Origin of the sequence: Bartonella vinsonii subsp. vinsonii (assembly GCF_902825235.1) — a bacterium.
In the GTDB taxonomy this organism is placed as follows: domain Bacteria; phylum Pseudomonadota; class Alphaproteobacteria; order Rhizobiales; family Rhizobiaceae; genus Bartonella; species Bartonella vinsonii.
Window position 1 is genome coordinate 89,207 of sequence record NZ_CADEAJ010000004.1, and the last position, 16,017, is coordinate 105,223.

Here is a 16,017-nt window from a genome sequence, read left to right on the forward strand (position 1 = left end):
AAAAAATTTAACACAATGAACGTTCTTTTTGAATCCATTTAAGCGTCATTTGTGCGTTTCTATCTTGTCCAAGACGGGCAAGAAGGAAGGGGGTAAGTTTTTTTATTTCTTCTTCAAGAAGATAGGGAGGATTGATAAGAATCATACCACTACCACACATTGTAGGTGGCACGGAGCTTTTTCGAATACGCATTTCGAGTTGTAGAATTTTAGGAATTCCTGTTTGATAAAGTGCGTAAAGAAAATTTTCAATTTCTTTGTCATATTTAACGGGATACCATAAGGCATAAATTCCTCCAGAGAAACGGCGATATGCTTTCATCAATCCCTCAATAAGACGGGAAAATTCACTAGGTTTCTCAAAGGGAGGATCAATAAGGATAAAGCCACGTTTTTCCTTTGGTGGTAAATGCGCATTTAAAGAGAGCCAACCATCCAAATGTAGGATTTTTGTTTGATAATCACCGGCAAATTTCTTTGCTAAAATGCGATAATCTTCATCATGCAATTCAATTGCGGTGAGTCGATCTTGTTTACGCAATAATTGGCGAATAAGAACAGGAGAGCCAGGATAGAAGGTGATTTCTTTTTTTCCGTTATTGAGTGTATCAATAATATTATACCATGGACAAAGGAGTGTTTTTAAATCTTCTGGAATAGGAGCTGAAAAAAAACGTTGAACGCCTTCACGCCATTCTTCCGTTTTTTGTGCTTCTAAAGAGGAAAGATCATAAATGCCAATCCCAGCATGCGTATCTATAACACGAAAGGCTTTTTCTTTGCGTTTGAGATATTCTATAAGGCGGGTGACAATAATGTGTTTAAAGACATCAGCAAAATTGCCAGCATGATATATATGCCGATAATTCATGAGTAAATTCTACCAATATATATGATTGCTTACTAAATTTCCTATTAACATAGAAATAACTTTATATATAAACAAAAAGCCTCTTATAGAGAGCAAAAATATATATCTTCAAAAGAAGGTCAATATTGCGAATTGCGGGTTGTTTATTATAAGTTATAGCAATGCAATTTATATGAACGGGATGAGCAGCTCATATTAAAGTCTTTTCATATCATAGTGATAATATGGTAGAAATGTGTGCAATTATATAGATAATATCATTTTAAAAAGGTAAAATATTGGAATATGCATGGAGTGCTATTGTAGTGTTTGCAGATAGATCAGATGAATCTGCTTTAAGAGAAGAATTTTCAAGTCTTTTGAGTTTAATTTAAAACAATTTATTATTATTTTGCTATAATGCGCTGAGCAAAAAAGAAAATATGCTAAAAATTTAGTATGCAAAAAAGCTATAATTGTCTTTAACCAAAAGAGAAAATATACAAGTAAGATATGGTTCTATTTGGAAAATTCCTTACGGAGTGAGGATAAAAATATGAATTCAAATTTAAAAGCAGTGAGAGAGAGTGATGGGTAATATTTTTTCACCAGCGCATTTAATTGTCATTTTACTGATTATCCTAGTGCTTTTTGGGAGTGGTAAGGTCTCTGAATTAATGGGTGATGTTGCTAAGGGGATTAAGGCTTTCAAAAAGAATATGAAAGAAGAAGAGAACAGTGTTGAGGATAAATCTACAATGGCTGATTATTCCCAAACAATAGAAGGTGAATCTCAACAATCTGAGCCATTATTGGTAAAGCCTGTAGCAGCACGCCGAAAGAGTTCTTCTTCTACTAAGGGAAGAAAGATATCTGTTGCTGAAAAACGTCGTGTAAAATAACAAAAACGTAAACATAATTATACATTATTTTTTAAATGAAAGAGTCGAGTATAAGCGATGTTTGGGATTGATGGGCCAGAATTTCTCGTGATCTTACTTGTTCTCATTGTTGTGGTTGGACCAAAAGATTTACCTAAAATGCTAAAGACAATGGCAAGAGCAATGGCTTATGTACGTTCAAAAGGGAATGAATTTCGTCACCAGTTTGATGATGCAATGAGACAAGCCGAGCTTGATGATTTGCAAAAGACAATAGCGGATATCAAAGATTTCAATCTCAGAAAGGAATTGACAGAGACTTTTAATCCCATTCATGATGCGGTAGAAAACATCCAAAATTTTGATGTAAATGCAAGGCACTATAAATTAGAAAAAAATAAAGAGATCTTGGGATGTGATCAAAATAAAAGCAATGAAAATATAATCATATCCGTTGATCTGCAGCGTTCTGAGAGCATTTCTACAACTTCTAAAGATAAAGAAGATCTGTCATGAAAGTTAAGAGAGATGAAGTTGATGCCAGTATGGCACCACTTATAGAGCATTTGCTTGAACTTCGTCAGAGAATTATTGCTGCTTTGATCGCATTTTTTATAGCTTTTATTATGTGTTTTCTTATCAAAGATTATATTTTAAATTTTTTGATATGGCCTTATCAATGGGCAATGAAAATCTCAGGTGGTAATCCTGAGAGTATTCGTCTTCAATCAACACAAGTATGGGAAACTTTTTTAACGAAGATGAAACTTGCTGCTTTTGGAGCAGTTATTTTATCCTTTCCCTATACAGCTTTTCAGTTTTATAGTTTTATTGCTCCAGGACTTTATAAAAATGAACGTATGGCTTTTTTACCATTTCTCATTGGAGGACCGATTTTATTTTGTATAGGGGGAGCATTTGTTTATATTTTGTTAGCGCCAATAATGCTTTGGTTTAGCCTTTCTCAGCAATTTCTTCCAGACGTTCATTTGAGAATAGAGTTTATCGTCCGTATCTCCGATTATTTGAGTTTTATGACATCGTTTATCCTGATTTTTGGTTTGATTTTTCAATTACCTCTTGTAACCAGTCTTTTAACGAAAATTGGACTTTTAACTTCTTATGGTTTGGTATCTAAACGAAAATGGGCTATCCTTCTCTCTTTTATCATTGCGGCGATAGTAACTCCATCAGATTTTTTTACTATGTTTGCAGTAGCTTTACCAACGATAGCTCTTTATGAGATTTCAATTTTAATTGCGTACTGTATAGAAAAAAGAAAAAAATCCTCTTAAGAAAAGTTTATATTGTGTGATAGGAAATGGATAGCAACAATGCAAATGAGGAATTTTGATGCTGGATATTAAGTGGATTCGTGAACACCCTGAGAAATTAGATAAGGCGCTAGAAAATAGAGGTATTGAGCCGCAAGCTAAAAAAATAATAGAACTTGATCGGGAGCGTCGATCGCATGTTGCTAAAGTACAATTTGCCCAAGAACGTCGCAATGCTGCTTCAAAGGAGATAGGACAGGCATTGGCGGCGGGTGATCAGGAAATGGTTGAACGTGTTAGAGCTGAGGTTGAAGAGATTAAAAATTTTCTTTCTTCTGCTACAGGGGAAGAAAGGCGGTTAACTGAGAACTTAGAAAAGGCTCTTTCAGCACTTCCAAATATTCCATTGGATGATGTTCCAAAAGGTAAAGATGAAAGTGATAATGTTATTATTCGACATTTTGGGGCACCCACGGCATTTGATTTTACACCAAAGGAACATTTTGATCTGGGGCAAAATCTCAAACAGATGGACTTTGAGCGAGCAGGTCGTTTATCAGGGACGCGCTTTACAGTACTTTCAGGAGCATTGGCACGGCTTGAACGTGCATTGGGTCAATTTATGCTTGATATACATGTTGAGGAGCATGGTTATACAGAGGTTTCTGTACCTCTTCTTGTTCGTGATGAGATTGTATATGGAGCAGCTCAGTTGCCGAAATTTGCGGATGATCTTTTTCGCACGACAGACGGTCGATGGCTTATTTCCACAGCAGAAGTGCCATTAACCAATTTGGTGAACAATGAAATTCTTGAGAGATCAGATTTACCATTGCGATTTTCTTCTTTGACTCCTTGTTTTCGCTCAGAGGCGGGTGCAGCAGGTCGTGATACACGCGGTATGTTGCGTCAACATCAGTTTTGGAAAGTAGAAATGGTATCGATTACGACTGAGGAGCAATCTTTAAAAGAGCTGGAACGTATGACAGAATGTGCAGAAGATGTTTTGAAACGTCTTGGTTTGCCTTTTCGTACAGTCGTTCTTTGTACAGGGGATATGGGATTTGCGGCACGTAAAACTTATGATATTGAAGTTTGGCTTCCTGGACAAGGGTGCTATCGTGAAATTTCCAGTTGTTCAGTTTGTGGAGATTTTCAAGGGCGACGCATGAATGCTCGATATCGTAAAGAGGGGAATAAAGCATTGCACTTTGTTCATAGCCTTAATGGTTCTGGTACGGCTATTGGGCGTTGTCTTATCGCTGTTCTTGAGAATTATCAGCAAGCTGATGGATCAATTATTGTTCCCGATGTTTTACAACCCTATATGAAGGACGTGCGTTGTATTACTGCTTAATTTTGTGAAAGGATAAACCGATATGCGTTTATTGCTGAGAGATGATGACATGCAAACGCGAGGTTTTGCCATTTTTGAAGAAATGAGTTCTTCGTACGATAAGGGTATTACCTCATTGGAGATCAAATGACGCTATGGGGCAAAAGGGTATTTTACGATTTCGTGAGGAATTGGCCGGACTTGTGCTGAAAATGCGTAGCAAAGGAATTGATGATGTTCGCTTTTTTGCGGCATTCGAGAAAATTCCACGTCAACAATTTGTTGCTACTCCTTGGGTTAGCAGTGCTTATGATAATAAAGTTATTCCGATTGAGTGTGGTGAATATATTGAGCGTTTGGAAGAGCAACTTTTGATTCTTTCTGCATTATCATTGAAAAAAAAACATCGTGTCTTAGAAATTGGTACAGGATCTGGTTTTTGTACTGCTCTTATGGCATGTCTCAGTGACCGTGTGACAACAATTGATCGCTATAAAACGCTTGTTCATTTGGCGTGCCAAAAATTTCAAACTTTGGGGCTTGAAAATATTATTGTACGGCAACTTGATGGAAGCCAACCCGTTACAGATTCCGGATCATTTGATCGTATTCTTATTTGGCCATCACGTTCTGATGAACCAAAAGAATTTTTAGAACTGTTAGCTGAAAATGGGATTCTTATACAAGCTATAGGACCTCATGAAGGGGTACAAACCGTGACGCGCTATGCAAAAATTGGCAGTCGTTTTGAGTGTTTAAAAATGTTTCAAGTGCGCTATCAACCCTTTATTAAAGGCATTGCGGAAACACTTTAATTTTTGAAATTGAAGATACTGCACGAACTCTCTTACCTTTTTATTTTATGTTAAATTCATTTTGAGCTTATTATAAAGATATTTATGAATAAAATATCTCATTTTAACTCTTAGGTAATATTAAAAAGCTTTAATAGAATGAGTTGAGTATGAATGAGTGAGCAAAACTATGTGTTTAAAAGTTTTGAGTAATGTTTTTTGGCGTAATTTTCAGGGAATAATTTTTTTAGCGATGGTAACGGTTTTTGCGGGGTGTAGTTCCGGTACGCAGCGTTTCGCTAATATTTTCCCTCATCGTACGGAGCCTACTCATTCAAATATATCTACAACTCTGTCTGCAGATCCGCGAATGTTATCGTATGGTGGCATGATACAGAGCTCTGAATTGCCTCCTGTGGAGTCGAGCAGTGATTCATGGGACAACGATAATACTCCGTACAATTCTACACAACAAAGAGGGGAATCTTCTTTTGATAGCCAAATGATAGGGACACCGCCACGCGATCTTGGAACACTTTCTCGTTCACAAATGGATAATTCTCCTATTTTTCGGCGGAATTCTTATATTGTCCAGAGTGGGGATACGCTGTTAAGCATTGCACGGCAAATAGGGGTCAATGTTGAGGCGTTAAAATCAGCAAATGGTATAAGCAATAATTCCATTTATATTGGTCAGGTACTCATGATTCCAAATAGGCGTACAGCAGCAGTCTCGAATACCAAAAATGATGATAGGGCATTCTCAAAAATAGAACCTTCAGTTCAATCTCAAAACACATCTGCCATAAGATACAAGAAGGATTCACCTATAAATAAAACTTCTGCAGCAATTTCATCTTCTGCAAAGATAAACAGGTCGAATGTTGAAAAGAATTCTTCGAAACATATGATGCAATTGAATCATGAAGCTAGTTTGCCAGATGCTATAACGAATACGGAGAGTATTGTTACTCCACAAGCTACAGGAATTTCTAAAATGCGTTGGCCAGTGCGAGGACGTTTATTAAGTCAGTTTGGTCAAAAAAAAGGAACGGCAACTAATCGAGGAATAGATATTGCTGTACCTGAGGGCTCATCGGTAAAGGCGGCGGAAAATGGTGTTGTTATCTATGCGAGTGATGGATTAAAAGAGCTTGGCAATGTTGTTATGATTCGGCATGAAGACAATATTATTACTATTTATGGATGTAACAGTAGGCTTGTTGTTAACAAGGGCCAAAGGATACGCCGTGGTGATGAGATTGCTAAGTCTGGTATTTCAGGAAATGTTAAAACGCCACGTGTCTATTTTGAGGTGCGTAAGAACGCTGTACCTGTTGATCCTACCGAGTATTTAGAAAACTGAGTCATAAGACTATATTTTAGAAATCTTTAACTTATAGCTTAAGCAAAACAGTTGATAGAAGTCGGTTTCATAATGTTTTGCGTATAAGAATTATAGATTTGGGGATGATAATGCGGTACTCTCATGAGAGGGGTGAAAAATCATTTATATCATTTGTTTTTTGATCCGTGAGAATATGCATATTGAGTAATATATATAAAATAAATCTGTTCTTTAGAAGTTTTTTCTCGTTGCTTTCTGTCTCTTAAGAATTTATTGCCTTTCTATAAAGCTGTGATTACATTGTGGTAGTTATTGCTTTGTATAATAGATCCTCTAGAAAAGCTTTTTGTTGAGCTGAACGTTTATTTTAATAAAATGAAAAATACCTGAAGTTTAATCTATAGGAGATAAAAATGCTTATTACCAATGCTTATGCTCAAGTTGCAGGGGGTGTTTCCAATGGTGCCTCACTTGTGAGCTTTGTCCCATTCATTTTAATTTTTGCAATTATGTATTTCTTTATAATCCGCCCACAGCGTGCACAAATGAAAAAGCGTCAGGAAATGCTTAATGCTGTGCGTCGTGGTGATACGGTTATAACGGGTGGTGGTATTATAGGCAAGGTTACGAAGGTTTACGATGAGAGTGGTGAACTAGATGTTGAAATTAGCGATGGTATACATGTTCGTGTTATCCGCTCAACATTAGCGGATGTTCGTGTAAAAGGCGAACCGATTGCAGAAAAAAAATCAAAACTTGTTAAAAAAAAGGCACCACAAAAATCTAAAGCGGCAACAAAGGAAAGAATGAATATCTCTCAAGAGAAAAAAGCGGTGTCAAAGGAAAACTGATCTTAAATGTCATTACATTTATCATGGTCTTTGACAGAACGTTTTTATTGTAATTATCATAATCAATGAACAAACATGATATTTTATTTGTTTTCTGCGGGTGAGTTGAAGTGCTTATATCATTTTGGGAGTAGAGCAGTAAGTTTTTTATTTCTTTAAGTAAGGTCAGTGTTTTTATATAGTAGAAATCTCTTGTTTTGGCGCGAATAGATTGAGAGAAATTTTTTTCAAGATGGGTTTCCTTAAATCAGCGTGGCATTTGATCGTGGTTTGTGGTGAGCTTTCATATGTTTGTTTGTATTGCTAGGGGGGAGAAAGATATTTACATCAATATTGCTGTACAAATTATGATTATAGATCAGCATTTACTATAGGTCCTTTGCTAATTTTAGGGGAAGGAAAAAAATGCGATTGAATTTTTTAAAATAAAGGACGTTTACCTATGTCTCATGCTATTCAAATCCGTGAGGCCCATTTTCCAAGGCGAGCACCTATTGATGCTTATGGAAATGGTGGATTTCGTTTTGCTGATATGTCACATAGAGGTTCTATTATTTGTGTACCATCAGGTATTTATGGTATTGATATGGTAGGGCCTATTCCCACTCAAGAAGATATATCTCGTATTTTAGAAGAATCATCTGAGATTGAAGTTTTGTTAATAGGTACAGGAGTTGAATTATTGCCGTTATCTAAAGAGCTACGGGTGCTTTTATGGGAAAAGCGTATTTCATCAGATACGATGAGTACGGGAGCTGCGGTACGTACATTTAATGTTTTGTTAGCTGAAGATCGTGCAGTTGCTGCGTTGTTGTTTGCAGTAGAATAATGCGTTTAATAAAATTAATACTTATTTTTAAATAGGGAAATTGTGTAGTTATTGATTTTATAGAATTTTCTTAATTCCTACTCTTTTTATATTTTCTTGGATGCAAGGTTATAAAACAGGAGATTGGAACTAACTTTGGTTAATTTTTTGCCAGTTTTAGTACAATGAATGTTTCAAGTCCGATGAAACAAATTATCATGATTTCTTTTAATTCAGGTAAAATAAAGGGAAAGATATCTATTAAGAATTTACTTTTTAGATAAGTGATATCATCTTTTTTTCTTGCCTAAAGTTTGTACTACACATTCCATCTTAAGCCTGTATACAAAATATACCAATCCAGATATATCCATGTTGTATTATGATGCCATTTATCAATAATATTTACCAATGTCTTCTTAAACAAGCATTTCGTTTTTGAGAAGATGTTTTTTTCATCCCTAAAATTAGATTATTTTTCAAAGTTCTCTGTTCACGGACTCATATAAAAAATCTATTAAGTATTTTCAAAAATTTACGAAGGTAAGCCTATTAGATTGCATCTCCATAGTGCAAACATCACATGCGCACATAGCAGAGACTACTGAAGAATCTCATCACAAACATATCTTAACATAATAGGGGGGGTATTGAGAAAAACAAGTTTAATATGGTGAGAAGAAGTTTGGAGGAAAAGCACTAAGGTTTATACTCAAAGAAATAAAGGAAGTTAATCTCTATGGAGTTGGATATCAGTAATCAATAATTGAATATATGGGAACAGGCATAGAGAAAAGAATGGGCTTTTATTGTTAAAAAGAGAGAGAAAATAACTTTTGGAAAATAATTCCTGAAAGATTTAACTTTTTGATGTATCTGTTATGACTAATTTACTCAATAACTCTTTAGCTGGTGCTGTAATAATGTTTTGATAACGACTTTTTTCATCATTAGTCTCAACAAATATACACAGCACGCGCATCGCACTTGAGTTGTCCTAAACAAAAATAAGAAAAAACGTATGAGATGACTAAGTCTTTAAAAAGTATATCTATGTTTTCAAATGTTTGACTTTTGCTCTTGTGGATTTACTTTCTAGCTTTGCCCGTGGATACACTCTAACATTGAAAAGCAAACAGCTTTTTAAAATTGCTTATAAAATATCATACCTGTGAGATTTAATACAATTAAATCCCTCACTTTAAAGTAATTATTTCCTAGTCTTCCATTTCAGGAGGAACGCAGGTACAAATGGCAAACATTCCTTGATTTTATTAATTTTAAAATGGCTACATGATAGCTTCAAGTCAATTTTTTTTAGAAGTAAAAATATTATGGATGTTTGGTGAAGTTAAAAAATACCTAGAAAAGGCGTCTTAATTCGTAATACATTGAGATTGAAAGATACATTTACAAATTTTGTTCTCTTAGCTGTATTTGCTCATCCATTATTTAAAAATATGGATTAAAATGGAATGTTAAGTGCTAAAAAGGGAAGTTAATAGGTGTCATAGAATGGGAGCTTCTCTTCCTTATTGTTTTGATATTTTACGTGCTACAGATCGTGATCGCTATATCTCGGTTCTATTTGCACCTAAAAAAAAGCGCAGAGCATTAGCTGCTCTTTACGCGTTTAATGGAGAAATTGCTCGTATTCGCGAAACTGTCCACGATCCGCTTATTGGTGAAATACGATTACGCTGGTGGTATGATTCTATTGCTGATGATAAAATGCAAAATAGTCAAAATAACCCGATTTTAAGTGATTTGTTTACAGCAATAACTCTTTTTAATTTACCTAAAAAAGCTTTTTTACGTTACTGCGATGCGCAAATTTTAGATCTTTACCATAATCCGATTACAACTCTTCATGATCTCGAATTCTATTGTGGCGAAACAGCAAGTATAATTTTACAGCTCTCTTGTCAGATATTAGATCCGGATGCAACACAAGATTTTACAGATATCTATAAATATGGAGGGATTGCTCAAGGATTAAGTGGTATATTGCGCCTTTTATCATTTATGCAATCACGATATCAATATTATTTACCTACAGATATACTAAAGGCTGTAGGAGTAAATAGGGAGGATTTAGAATCTCATCGTGTCAATGATAAACAAAAATGCCACATTGTTGAAGCCATGGTAGCATTATCGCGAGATCACTATAGCAAGTTTTATGAGGATTTTCGTGCTTTGCCTAAGAATCTGAAACCAGCATTTCTTCCATTGGCAATTATACCAGCATCTCTTCAAAAAGCGGAACGGTTGGGAGCTGAAATTTTCCAAGAAAGTGCAACTTTACTACTAATTCATCGTTATTGGCTCATAACAAGGGCGGCAATAAGTGGTAATTTTCCAAAGCTATTATAGAATTAAGTGTTATCAGAGACATGAGAATGAAAAAATCTATTGATGGTAGCCGCAAGATTATGAATCCAAATCCTTTTTTTCATTTAGGAAACAGTGCTAACGATTTATTATGATAATTGTTTATCACAACAATCTTTGTCGTTTCATTTGGATGGATAACATTTTTATTACACTAAAAAAAATCTCCAAATTACATTTATTATTTTTCTAAAGATCAGAAAATTTGCAAAAAAAGCTTATTATTCGTACAGATATTACTTCTCCCTTGATACTAACGAAAAAGAAATTATCTTGTTTTTTCAATTATAGAAAAAGCTCTGATAATGATTTTATCATCTCAATACCAAAAATCATTCACTCCATTTTTACTGGGGAGTGTTGAAGATTTGATTATAATGAGTGCTATTAATTTGCAAGGGGGTTTCTTTATTAGCAATTTGTAGCATTTCTAGCTTTAGATCTTTTCTTATCATCATATTGATATTGGCACGGATATCAGGTGAAATGGTATGAGGGGTGATATCTTTAGGCATGGTTACGGACTTGATTTGATAAACAATGCGGTTTGTTGCAACAGGACCTTTTATGATGCCATAATGCCCTTTTGGGCCAGAAAATAATGCCCTAACACCCTCAATACCAAGGATTTCAGAGGAATCTTGACGACGTAAGGCTTGTGTTGTTTGTTTTGTAAGACCAAGTGTATGGGCAAGAGCAACAAAACTTTTTCCTTCAGTAAGCTGTTTGAGAGCATTTTGGGCTTTTTCATCAAGAAGACGCTGAATTTCTTCACTTTTCCATTGAGAAAGTGCATCTTGTTTGGCTTCTTCGAGTGTTCTATCGCGAGCAGGAATAATTTTATCAACCCTATACCAGAGATACCCACCTTTTTGAAGAGAAAGAGGATCAAGATCGACTCCTTCATTTGATTGATAAATGGCGTTCAGTAAAATATCTTTTTGGGGTAAATCGGTAAGTATTACACCTTCAATTGTTTTTCCTGTTTTATCAATGGTAATTGTGCGCATAGGCAATTTGTATTGGTCTGCAAGCTCTTTGAGAGAGGCACCTTCAAAACGTGCATTTTCAATTGCCATATACTTGTTACGTATATCATCTACAGCACGATTTTGAGCGAGAGTCTGGCGAATATTTTCTTTTACCTTTTCAAAGGGAAGAGAGACTGAAGGTTCAATATGTGTTACACGAATAATAACGGGACCTTGTAAATCATTGATCACAGCACTGGTTTGCCCTTGTTTGAGTTCAAAAACCTCAGAGGCTAGAGAACTAGGAAGTTCACTTTCTGTTAAAGGCCCTTTTTTTATGTCATTGAGACTTTTGTTTTCACTCTTAACCAGCGCATCAAAACTCAATCCATCGGCTATTTTTTTTGCTGCATGATCAGCAGCTTCGCGTGTAGAGAATCGCAATTCTTCAATCGTACGTTTTTCAGGAGTTATAAAACGCGAGGCATTTTGTGTATAATAAACCCTAGCCTCATCTTCTGAGATATCTTTGTGTTTAACAAGATCAGTCGACGTCATAGATAATAAAGAAACGGTACGATATTCAGGAGCACGAAATTCATTTTTATGAGTTTCAAACCATTTTAGCAATGTTTCTTGATCGGGATCAGGAATTGTTTTCTTTTCTTTGAGGTCAATAACAAGATAATCAGCCATACGAGTTTCTCCTTGATAAAGAGCTAGTGCTTTATAAAAGAGATCGGGTGCTTTCATTCCAGATAGAGAAGCCGAAATGAGCTGGTTACGCTTCTCTTTTTGGGTGTAATAATCAAGAAAATTACTTTCGTTTATCTGTAAATGCTGAAGATAGTTACGAAACAGATTTTGATCAAAGACGCCATTTGTTTGAAACATATTATCAGCACCAAGAATACGAGCAATTGCGTCTTTTGAAAGACTAATTTTCATCTTACGTGCTTGTTCATCAAACAAAACATCTTGTTGTAACTGATTGAAAACAAATGCAGGGATTTTGTATTGCTGCATTTCATGGGGTGTGAACATTCGCCCGAGATGTGATGCAAGTGCTAAACGTGCGCTTTGATCAGCAAGTGCGAGACGATAGCCATCGATAGTTATTGTGGACTTTCCAGAAGTAATAAGGTCTCTTTCACCCTTTGTGTGTAATTGTGGTATTCCCCATAAAAGGATGAAGCATAAGAGCAAAACAGTAAGGAAAATCTTTACAACCCAAGAATTCGCGGCACTTCTTATGACGTCAAGCATTGTTCAATTCCATTTTTTGAAACGAGTTATTATCAAAGTAGTGGGAATTTGCAATAAAGATATGAAAGATGCAAGCTTAAAGACTTGCTTTCATTTTATAATTTGATACCTAAAAGGAAATAATATGTTGGGATAGCTCTTGAGGTGAAAATATGTCTCCAAAGATTCGGCCTTTTATTGCTGGAAATTGGAAAATGAACGGAACAGGTGAATCGCTTGGAGAGTTGCGTGCCATTGCTGCTGGCGTTAGCTCTGATTTAGGGCGTTTGTTTGAAGCGCTTATTTGTATTCCAGCAACACTTTTATCGCGTGCTTCTGATACGCTGGGTGGTGAAAATCTTCTTTTAGGGGGGCAAAATTGCCATTTTGATGAGTATGGCCCTTATACTGGGGATATTTCAGCTTTTATGCTTAAGGAAGCAGGAGCAAGCCATGTTATTATTGGGCATTCAGAGCGTCGCACAGCTTATCAAGAAAGTGATGCGCTTGTTTGTGCTAAAGTGCAAGCAGCATGGCGGGCAGGTCTTGTGGCTCTTGTTTGTATTGGTGAAACATTGGAGGAGCGTAAAAGTAATAAAGTGTTGGATGTGCTTACGCGGCAGCTTGAGGGATCTTTGCCGGATGGGGCAACAGCAGAGAATGTCATTATCGCTTATGAGCCTATATGGGCTATAGGTTCAGGGAATACGGCAACCTCAGCAGATGTAGCAAAAGTGCATAATTTTATTCGTGATGAGATGCGCTCTCGTTTTGGTGATGAAGGAAACAAAATGCGTTTGCTTTATGGTGGATCAGTAAAACCATCCAATGCATTTGAACTTTTAAGTGTTGATCATGTTAATGGTGCTTTGATAGGTGGAGCAAGCTTAAAAGCGATTGACTTTTTAACTATTTGCGATGTTTATCGTAAATTATAACAAAGGAATCTTGGTTTCTCCTTGGATTATATGCTATTTATGTGTAAATACTAAGAAGAGTTATTTAAAGAGCAGGGTTTATGCAGACAGTACTTATTGTTATCGATTTTTTGGTTGTTATCACTTTAGTTGGCGTTATATTAATTCAGCCTTCCGAAGGTGGTGGGCTTGGTGCGAGTAGTGGTTCTGGGTTAATGAGAACGCGTGGATCCAAAAATCCGCTAACACGTTTAACCGCTATTTTAGCATGTTGTTTTTTTGCAGTATCCATTGGCTTTACTGTTGTCGGGAGTATATCGAACTCCAGTTCTGATATTCTCAAGCGTATTCCAGTTAACTCAAAACAAAATTCTACAAGCAAAGAGACTTCAGAAAGTGCGCCATCACCAAATGATAAAGCACAACCTTCTATTCTTGAACAGCTAGGAGGTGTTTCAGATTCTCCTCAGGAGCAAAAACAATCTACGGTTCCTGAAGCTGAAAATCCAGTTCCATCGATTCTTGAAAATCCAGTTCCGGATAACAGCACAAAATAGTCTTTTAAAGAAAAGTATAGATTTAAAAAAGGTGATTTTCACCTTTTTTATTGTTGTAGAAGAAAAATTGTTTCTTTTTGCATTTTTTGCTGGAAAAATCATGAGAAACTGCTTATCACCATAAGCCCATGGCACGTTATATTTTTATTACTGGTGGTGTGGTTTCTTCCCTTGGAAAAGGTGTTGCAGCAGCAGCATTAGCTGCATTATTGCAAGCTCGTGGGTATCGTGTACGGCTTCGCAAACTTGATCCTTATTTGAATGTTGATCCAGGCACAATGTCCCCTTATCAACATGGTGAAGTATTTGTGACCGATGATGGTGCAGAAACTGACCTTGACCTTGGTCATTATGAGCGTTTTACGGGGTGTTCTGCAAATAGCCAAGACAATATCACGACAGGGCGTATTTATCAAAATATCATTGAACGAGAACGACGTGGTGATTATTTGGGAGCAACAGTTCAGGTTATTCCTCATGTTACCGATGAAATTAAGAAATTCATTACTACGGGAAACGAAGAATTTGACTTTGTTTTGTGTGAAATAGGTGGTACGGTTGGTGATATTGAAGCAATGCCTTTTCTAGAAGCAATTCGCCAGCTTCGCAATGAATTATCGAGGAAAAAAGTTCTTTATGTGCATCTTACATTAATGCCTTATATTTCTTCAGCTGGGGAATTAAAAACCAAACCAACACAACATTCCGTGAAAGAATTACAATCAATTGGTATTGCTCCAGATATTTTGCTGGTGCGTGCAGATCGCTCTATTCCAGAAACAGAGCGGAGCAAATTATCACTTTTTTGTAATGTTCGTCCAAGTGCAGTTATTCAGGCATTGGATATGCCAACGATTTATGATGTTCCCATAGCATATCATAAAGAGGGACTAGATACAGAAGTTCTTTCTGCTTTTGAAATGGATCTGATACCTAAACCCCAGATGGATCGTTGGGAAGATATTACACATCGGATTCATCACCCCGAAGGAGAAGTGACAATTGCTGTTGTTGGAAAGTATACGGGATTGAAGGATGCTTACAAATCTCTTACTGAGGCGATTGCACATGGTGGTTTAGCAAATAAAGTGAAGGTTAATATTGCGTGGATTGAAGCAGAGCTTTTTGAAAGAGAAGATCCTACATCTTATTTGCAAAAAGTTCATGGAATTTTAGTTCCTGGTGCTTTTGGAGCACGTGGTGCAGAAGGAAAGATTCGAGCAATTCAATTTGCGCGGGAGCGTAAAGTTCCATTTTTAGGGATTTGTTTTGGGATGCAATTGGCTTGCATAGAAGCTGCACGTAATATTGCACAGATTGAGAATGCCTCATCAAGTGAATTTTGCCAAACAACAAATCCGATTGTGGGTTTGATGACAGAATGGCTCAAAGGGGATATTCTGGAGAAACGTACCCAATGTGGCAATCTTGGCGGCACAATGCGTCTTGGTGCTTTTGCCGCTGAATTAAAAGAGGATAGCCATATTGCCAAAATTTATGGAATGACAAGAATTTCCGAGCGACATCGTCATCGTTATGAGGTCAATATTGATTATAAAGATAAGCTAGAACAATGTGGTTTGATTTTTTCTGGTATGTCTCCCGATGGTATTTTGCCAGAGACAATAGAATATGCTGATCATCCATGGTTCATTGGTGTTCAATATCATCCAGAACTGAAATCACGTCCTTTTGAGCCACATCCACTTTTTTCTTCTTTTATTGAAGCCACTGTAGAACAAAGTAGACTGGTTTAGTTCATATATTATGGGGTTATTTGCTTTTTGAGGG

The 16,017-nt window shown here is 36.2% G+C and carries 14 protein-coding genes; 12 read left to right on the plus strand and 2 right to left on the minus strand.

Features of this window, described 5'->3' with window-relative positions:
* Nucleotides 1–7: 7 nt before the first annotated feature.
* Complete coding sequence (locus J7R12_RS04560; protein ID WP_126603063.1) at nucleotides 8–871, minus strand: 23S rRNA (adenine(2030)-N(6))-methyltransferase RlmJ; 864 nt, start codon at nucleotides 869–871, stop codon at nucleotides 8–10.
* Between the two features lie 569 nt (nucleotides 872–1,440).
* On the opposite strand from J7R12_RS04560, the gene tatA reads away from it, so the two are divergent.
* The 9 genes from tatA (at nucleotide 1,441) to J7R12_RS04605 (ending at nucleotide 10,518) form a co-directional block, all read left to right on the plus strand.
* Entirely contained in the window at nucleotides 1,441–1,752 is a 312-nt protein-coding gene (gene tatA, locus J7R12_RS04565) for a twin-arginine translocase TatA/TatE family subunit (protein ID WP_126603065.1), read from the plus strand.
* Between the two features lie 57 nt (nucleotides 1,753–1,809).
* Nucleotides 1,810–2,247, plus strand: a complete 438-nt coding sequence (tatB, locus tag J7R12_RS04570) for a Sec-independent protein translocase protein TatB (RefSeq protein ID WP_126603067.1) — start codon at nucleotides 1,810–1,812, stop codon at nucleotides 2,245–2,247.
* Nucleotides 2,244–3,026 carry a twin-arginine translocase subunit TatC gene (gene tatC, locus J7R12_RS04575; protein WP_126603069.1) on the plus strand — a complete coding sequence of 261 codons (783 nt, stop codon included), beginning with the start codon at nucleotides 2,244–2,246 and terminating at the stop codon, nucleotides 3,024–3,026. Before tatB ends, tatC begins: the two co-directional genes overlap by 4 nt.
* Nucleotides 3,027–3,084: 58 nt before the next feature.
* Complete coding sequence (gene serS / locus J7R12_RS04580) at nucleotides 3,085–4,362, plus strand: serine--tRNA ligase (protein ID WP_126603071.1); 1,278 nt, start codon at nucleotides 3,085–3,087, stop codon at nucleotides 4,360–4,362.
* Between the two features lie 134 nt (nucleotides 4,363–4,496).
* Nucleotides 4,497–5,156, plus strand: coding sequence for a protein-L-isoaspartate(D-aspartate) O-methyltransferase (locus tag J7R12_RS04585; RefSeq protein ID WP_126603072.1), 660 nt, complete (start codon nucleotides 4,497–4,499; stop codon nucleotides 5,154–5,156).
* 169 nt (nucleotides 5,157–5,325) lie between these two features.
* Nucleotides 5,326–6,501, plus strand: a complete 1,176-nt coding sequence (locus J7R12_RS04590; protein ID WP_126603074.1) for a M23 family metallopeptidase — start codon at nucleotides 5,326–5,328, stop codon at nucleotides 6,499–6,501.
* Between the two features lie 395 nt (nucleotides 6,502–6,896).
* The gene (yajC, locus tag J7R12_RS04595) at nucleotides 6,897–7,334 is read left to right on the plus strand and encodes a preprotein translocase subunit YajC (protein WP_126603076.1); all 438 of its coding nucleotides are present in this window, start codon (nucleotides 6,897–6,899) and stop codon (nucleotides 7,332–7,334) included.
* Between the two features lie 442 nt (nucleotides 7,335–7,776).
* Nucleotides 7,777–8,163, plus strand: a complete 387-nt coding sequence (locus J7R12_RS04600) for an Mth938-like domain-containing protein (RefSeq protein WP_126603077.1) — start codon at nucleotides 7,777–7,779, stop codon at nucleotides 8,161–8,163.
* A gap of 1,494 nt (nucleotides 8,164–9,657) precedes the next feature.
* Nucleotides 9,658–10,518 carry a phytoene/squalene synthase family protein gene (locus J7R12_RS04605; RefSeq protein WP_126603079.1) on the plus strand — a complete coding sequence of 287 codons (861 nt, stop codon included), beginning with the start codon at nucleotides 9,658–9,660 and terminating at the stop codon, nucleotides 10,516–10,518.
* A 365-nt stretch (nucleotides 10,519–10,883) separates the two neighbouring features.
* Here the strand turns inward: J7R12_RS04605 and J7R12_RS04610 are convergent, their stop codons facing one another.
* Nucleotides 10,884–12,773, minus strand: coding sequence for a peptidyl-prolyl cis-trans isomerase (locus J7R12_RS04610; RefSeq protein ID WP_126603080.1), 1,890 nt, complete (start codon nucleotides 12,771–12,773; stop codon nucleotides 10,884–10,886).
* A gap of 152 nt (nucleotides 12,774–12,925) precedes the next feature.
* Here J7R12_RS04610 and tpiA point away from each other — a divergent pair, with 152 nt between their 5' ends.
* The 3 genes from tpiA (at nucleotide 12,926) to J7R12_RS04625 (ending at nucleotide 15,983) form a co-directional block, all read left to right on the plus strand.
* Nucleotides 12,926–13,690 carry a triose-phosphate isomerase gene (gene tpiA, locus J7R12_RS04615; RefSeq protein ID WP_126603083.1) on the plus strand — a complete coding sequence of 255 codons (765 nt, stop codon included), beginning with the start codon at nucleotides 12,926–12,928 and terminating at the stop codon, nucleotides 13,688–13,690.
* An 80-nt stretch (nucleotides 13,691–13,770) separates the two neighbouring features.
* The gene (gene secG / locus J7R12_RS04620) at nucleotides 13,771–14,226 is read left to right on the plus strand and encodes a preprotein translocase subunit SecG (protein ID WP_126603085.1); all 456 of its coding nucleotides are present in this window, start codon (nucleotides 13,771–13,773) and stop codon (nucleotides 14,224–14,226) included.
* A 128-nt stretch (nucleotides 14,227–14,354) separates the two neighbouring features.
* Entirely contained in the window at nucleotides 14,355–15,983 is a 1,629-nt protein-coding gene (locus J7R12_RS04625; protein ID WP_126603087.1) for a CTP synthase, read from the plus strand.
* Nucleotides 15,984–16,017 lie beyond the last annotated feature (34 nt).

Coding starts and splice junctions, on each gene's coding strand:
- J7R12_RS04560 (WP_126603063.1), bottom strand. CDS start 871: ATGAATTATCGGCATATATATCATGCTGGCAATTTTGCTGATGTCTTT.
- tatA (WP_126603065.1), top strand. CDS start 1,441: ATGGGTAATATTTTTTCACCAGCGCATTTAATTGTCATTTTACTGATT.
- tatB (WP_126603067.1), top strand. CDS start 1,810: ATGTTTGGGATTGATGGGCCAGAATTTCTCGTGATCTTACTTGTTCTC.
- tatC (WP_126603069.1), top strand. CDS start 2,244: ATGAAAGTTAAGAGAGATGAAGTTGATGCCAGTATGGCACCACTTATA.
- serS (WP_126603071.1), top strand. CDS start 3,085: ATGCTGGATATTAAGTGGATTCGTGAACACCCTGAGAAATTAGATAAG.
- J7R12_RS04585 (WP_126603072.1), top strand. CDS start 4,497: ATGGGGCAAAAGGGTATTTTACGATTTCGTGAGGAATTGGCCGGACTT.
- J7R12_RS04590 (WP_126603074.1), top strand. CDS start 5,326: ATGTGTTTAAAAGTTTTGAGTAATGTTTTTTGGCGTAATTTTCAGGGA.
- yajC (WP_126603076.1), top strand. CDS start 6,897: ATGCTTATTACCAATGCTTATGCTCAAGTTGCAGGGGGTGTTTCCAAT.
- J7R12_RS04600 (WP_126603077.1), top strand. CDS start 7,777: ATGTCTCATGCTATTCAAATCCGTGAGGCCCATTTTCCAAGGCGAGCA.
- J7R12_RS04605 (WP_126603079.1), top strand. CDS start 9,658: ATGGGAGCTTCTCTTCCTTATTGTTTTGATATTTTACGTGCTACAGAT.
- J7R12_RS04610 (WP_126603080.1), bottom strand. CDS start 12,773: ATGCTTGACGTCATAAGAAGTGCCGCGAATTCTTGGGTTGTAAAGATT.
- tpiA (WP_126603083.1), top strand. CDS start 12,926: ATGTCTCCAAAGATTCGGCCTTTTATTGCTGGAAATTGGAAAATGAAC.
- secG (WP_126603085.1), top strand. CDS start 13,771: ATGCAGACAGTACTTATTGTTATCGATTTTTTGGTTGTTATCACTTTA.
- J7R12_RS04625 (WP_126603087.1), top strand. CDS start 14,355: ATGGCACGTTATATTTTTATTACTGGTGGTGTGGTTTCTTCCCTTGGA.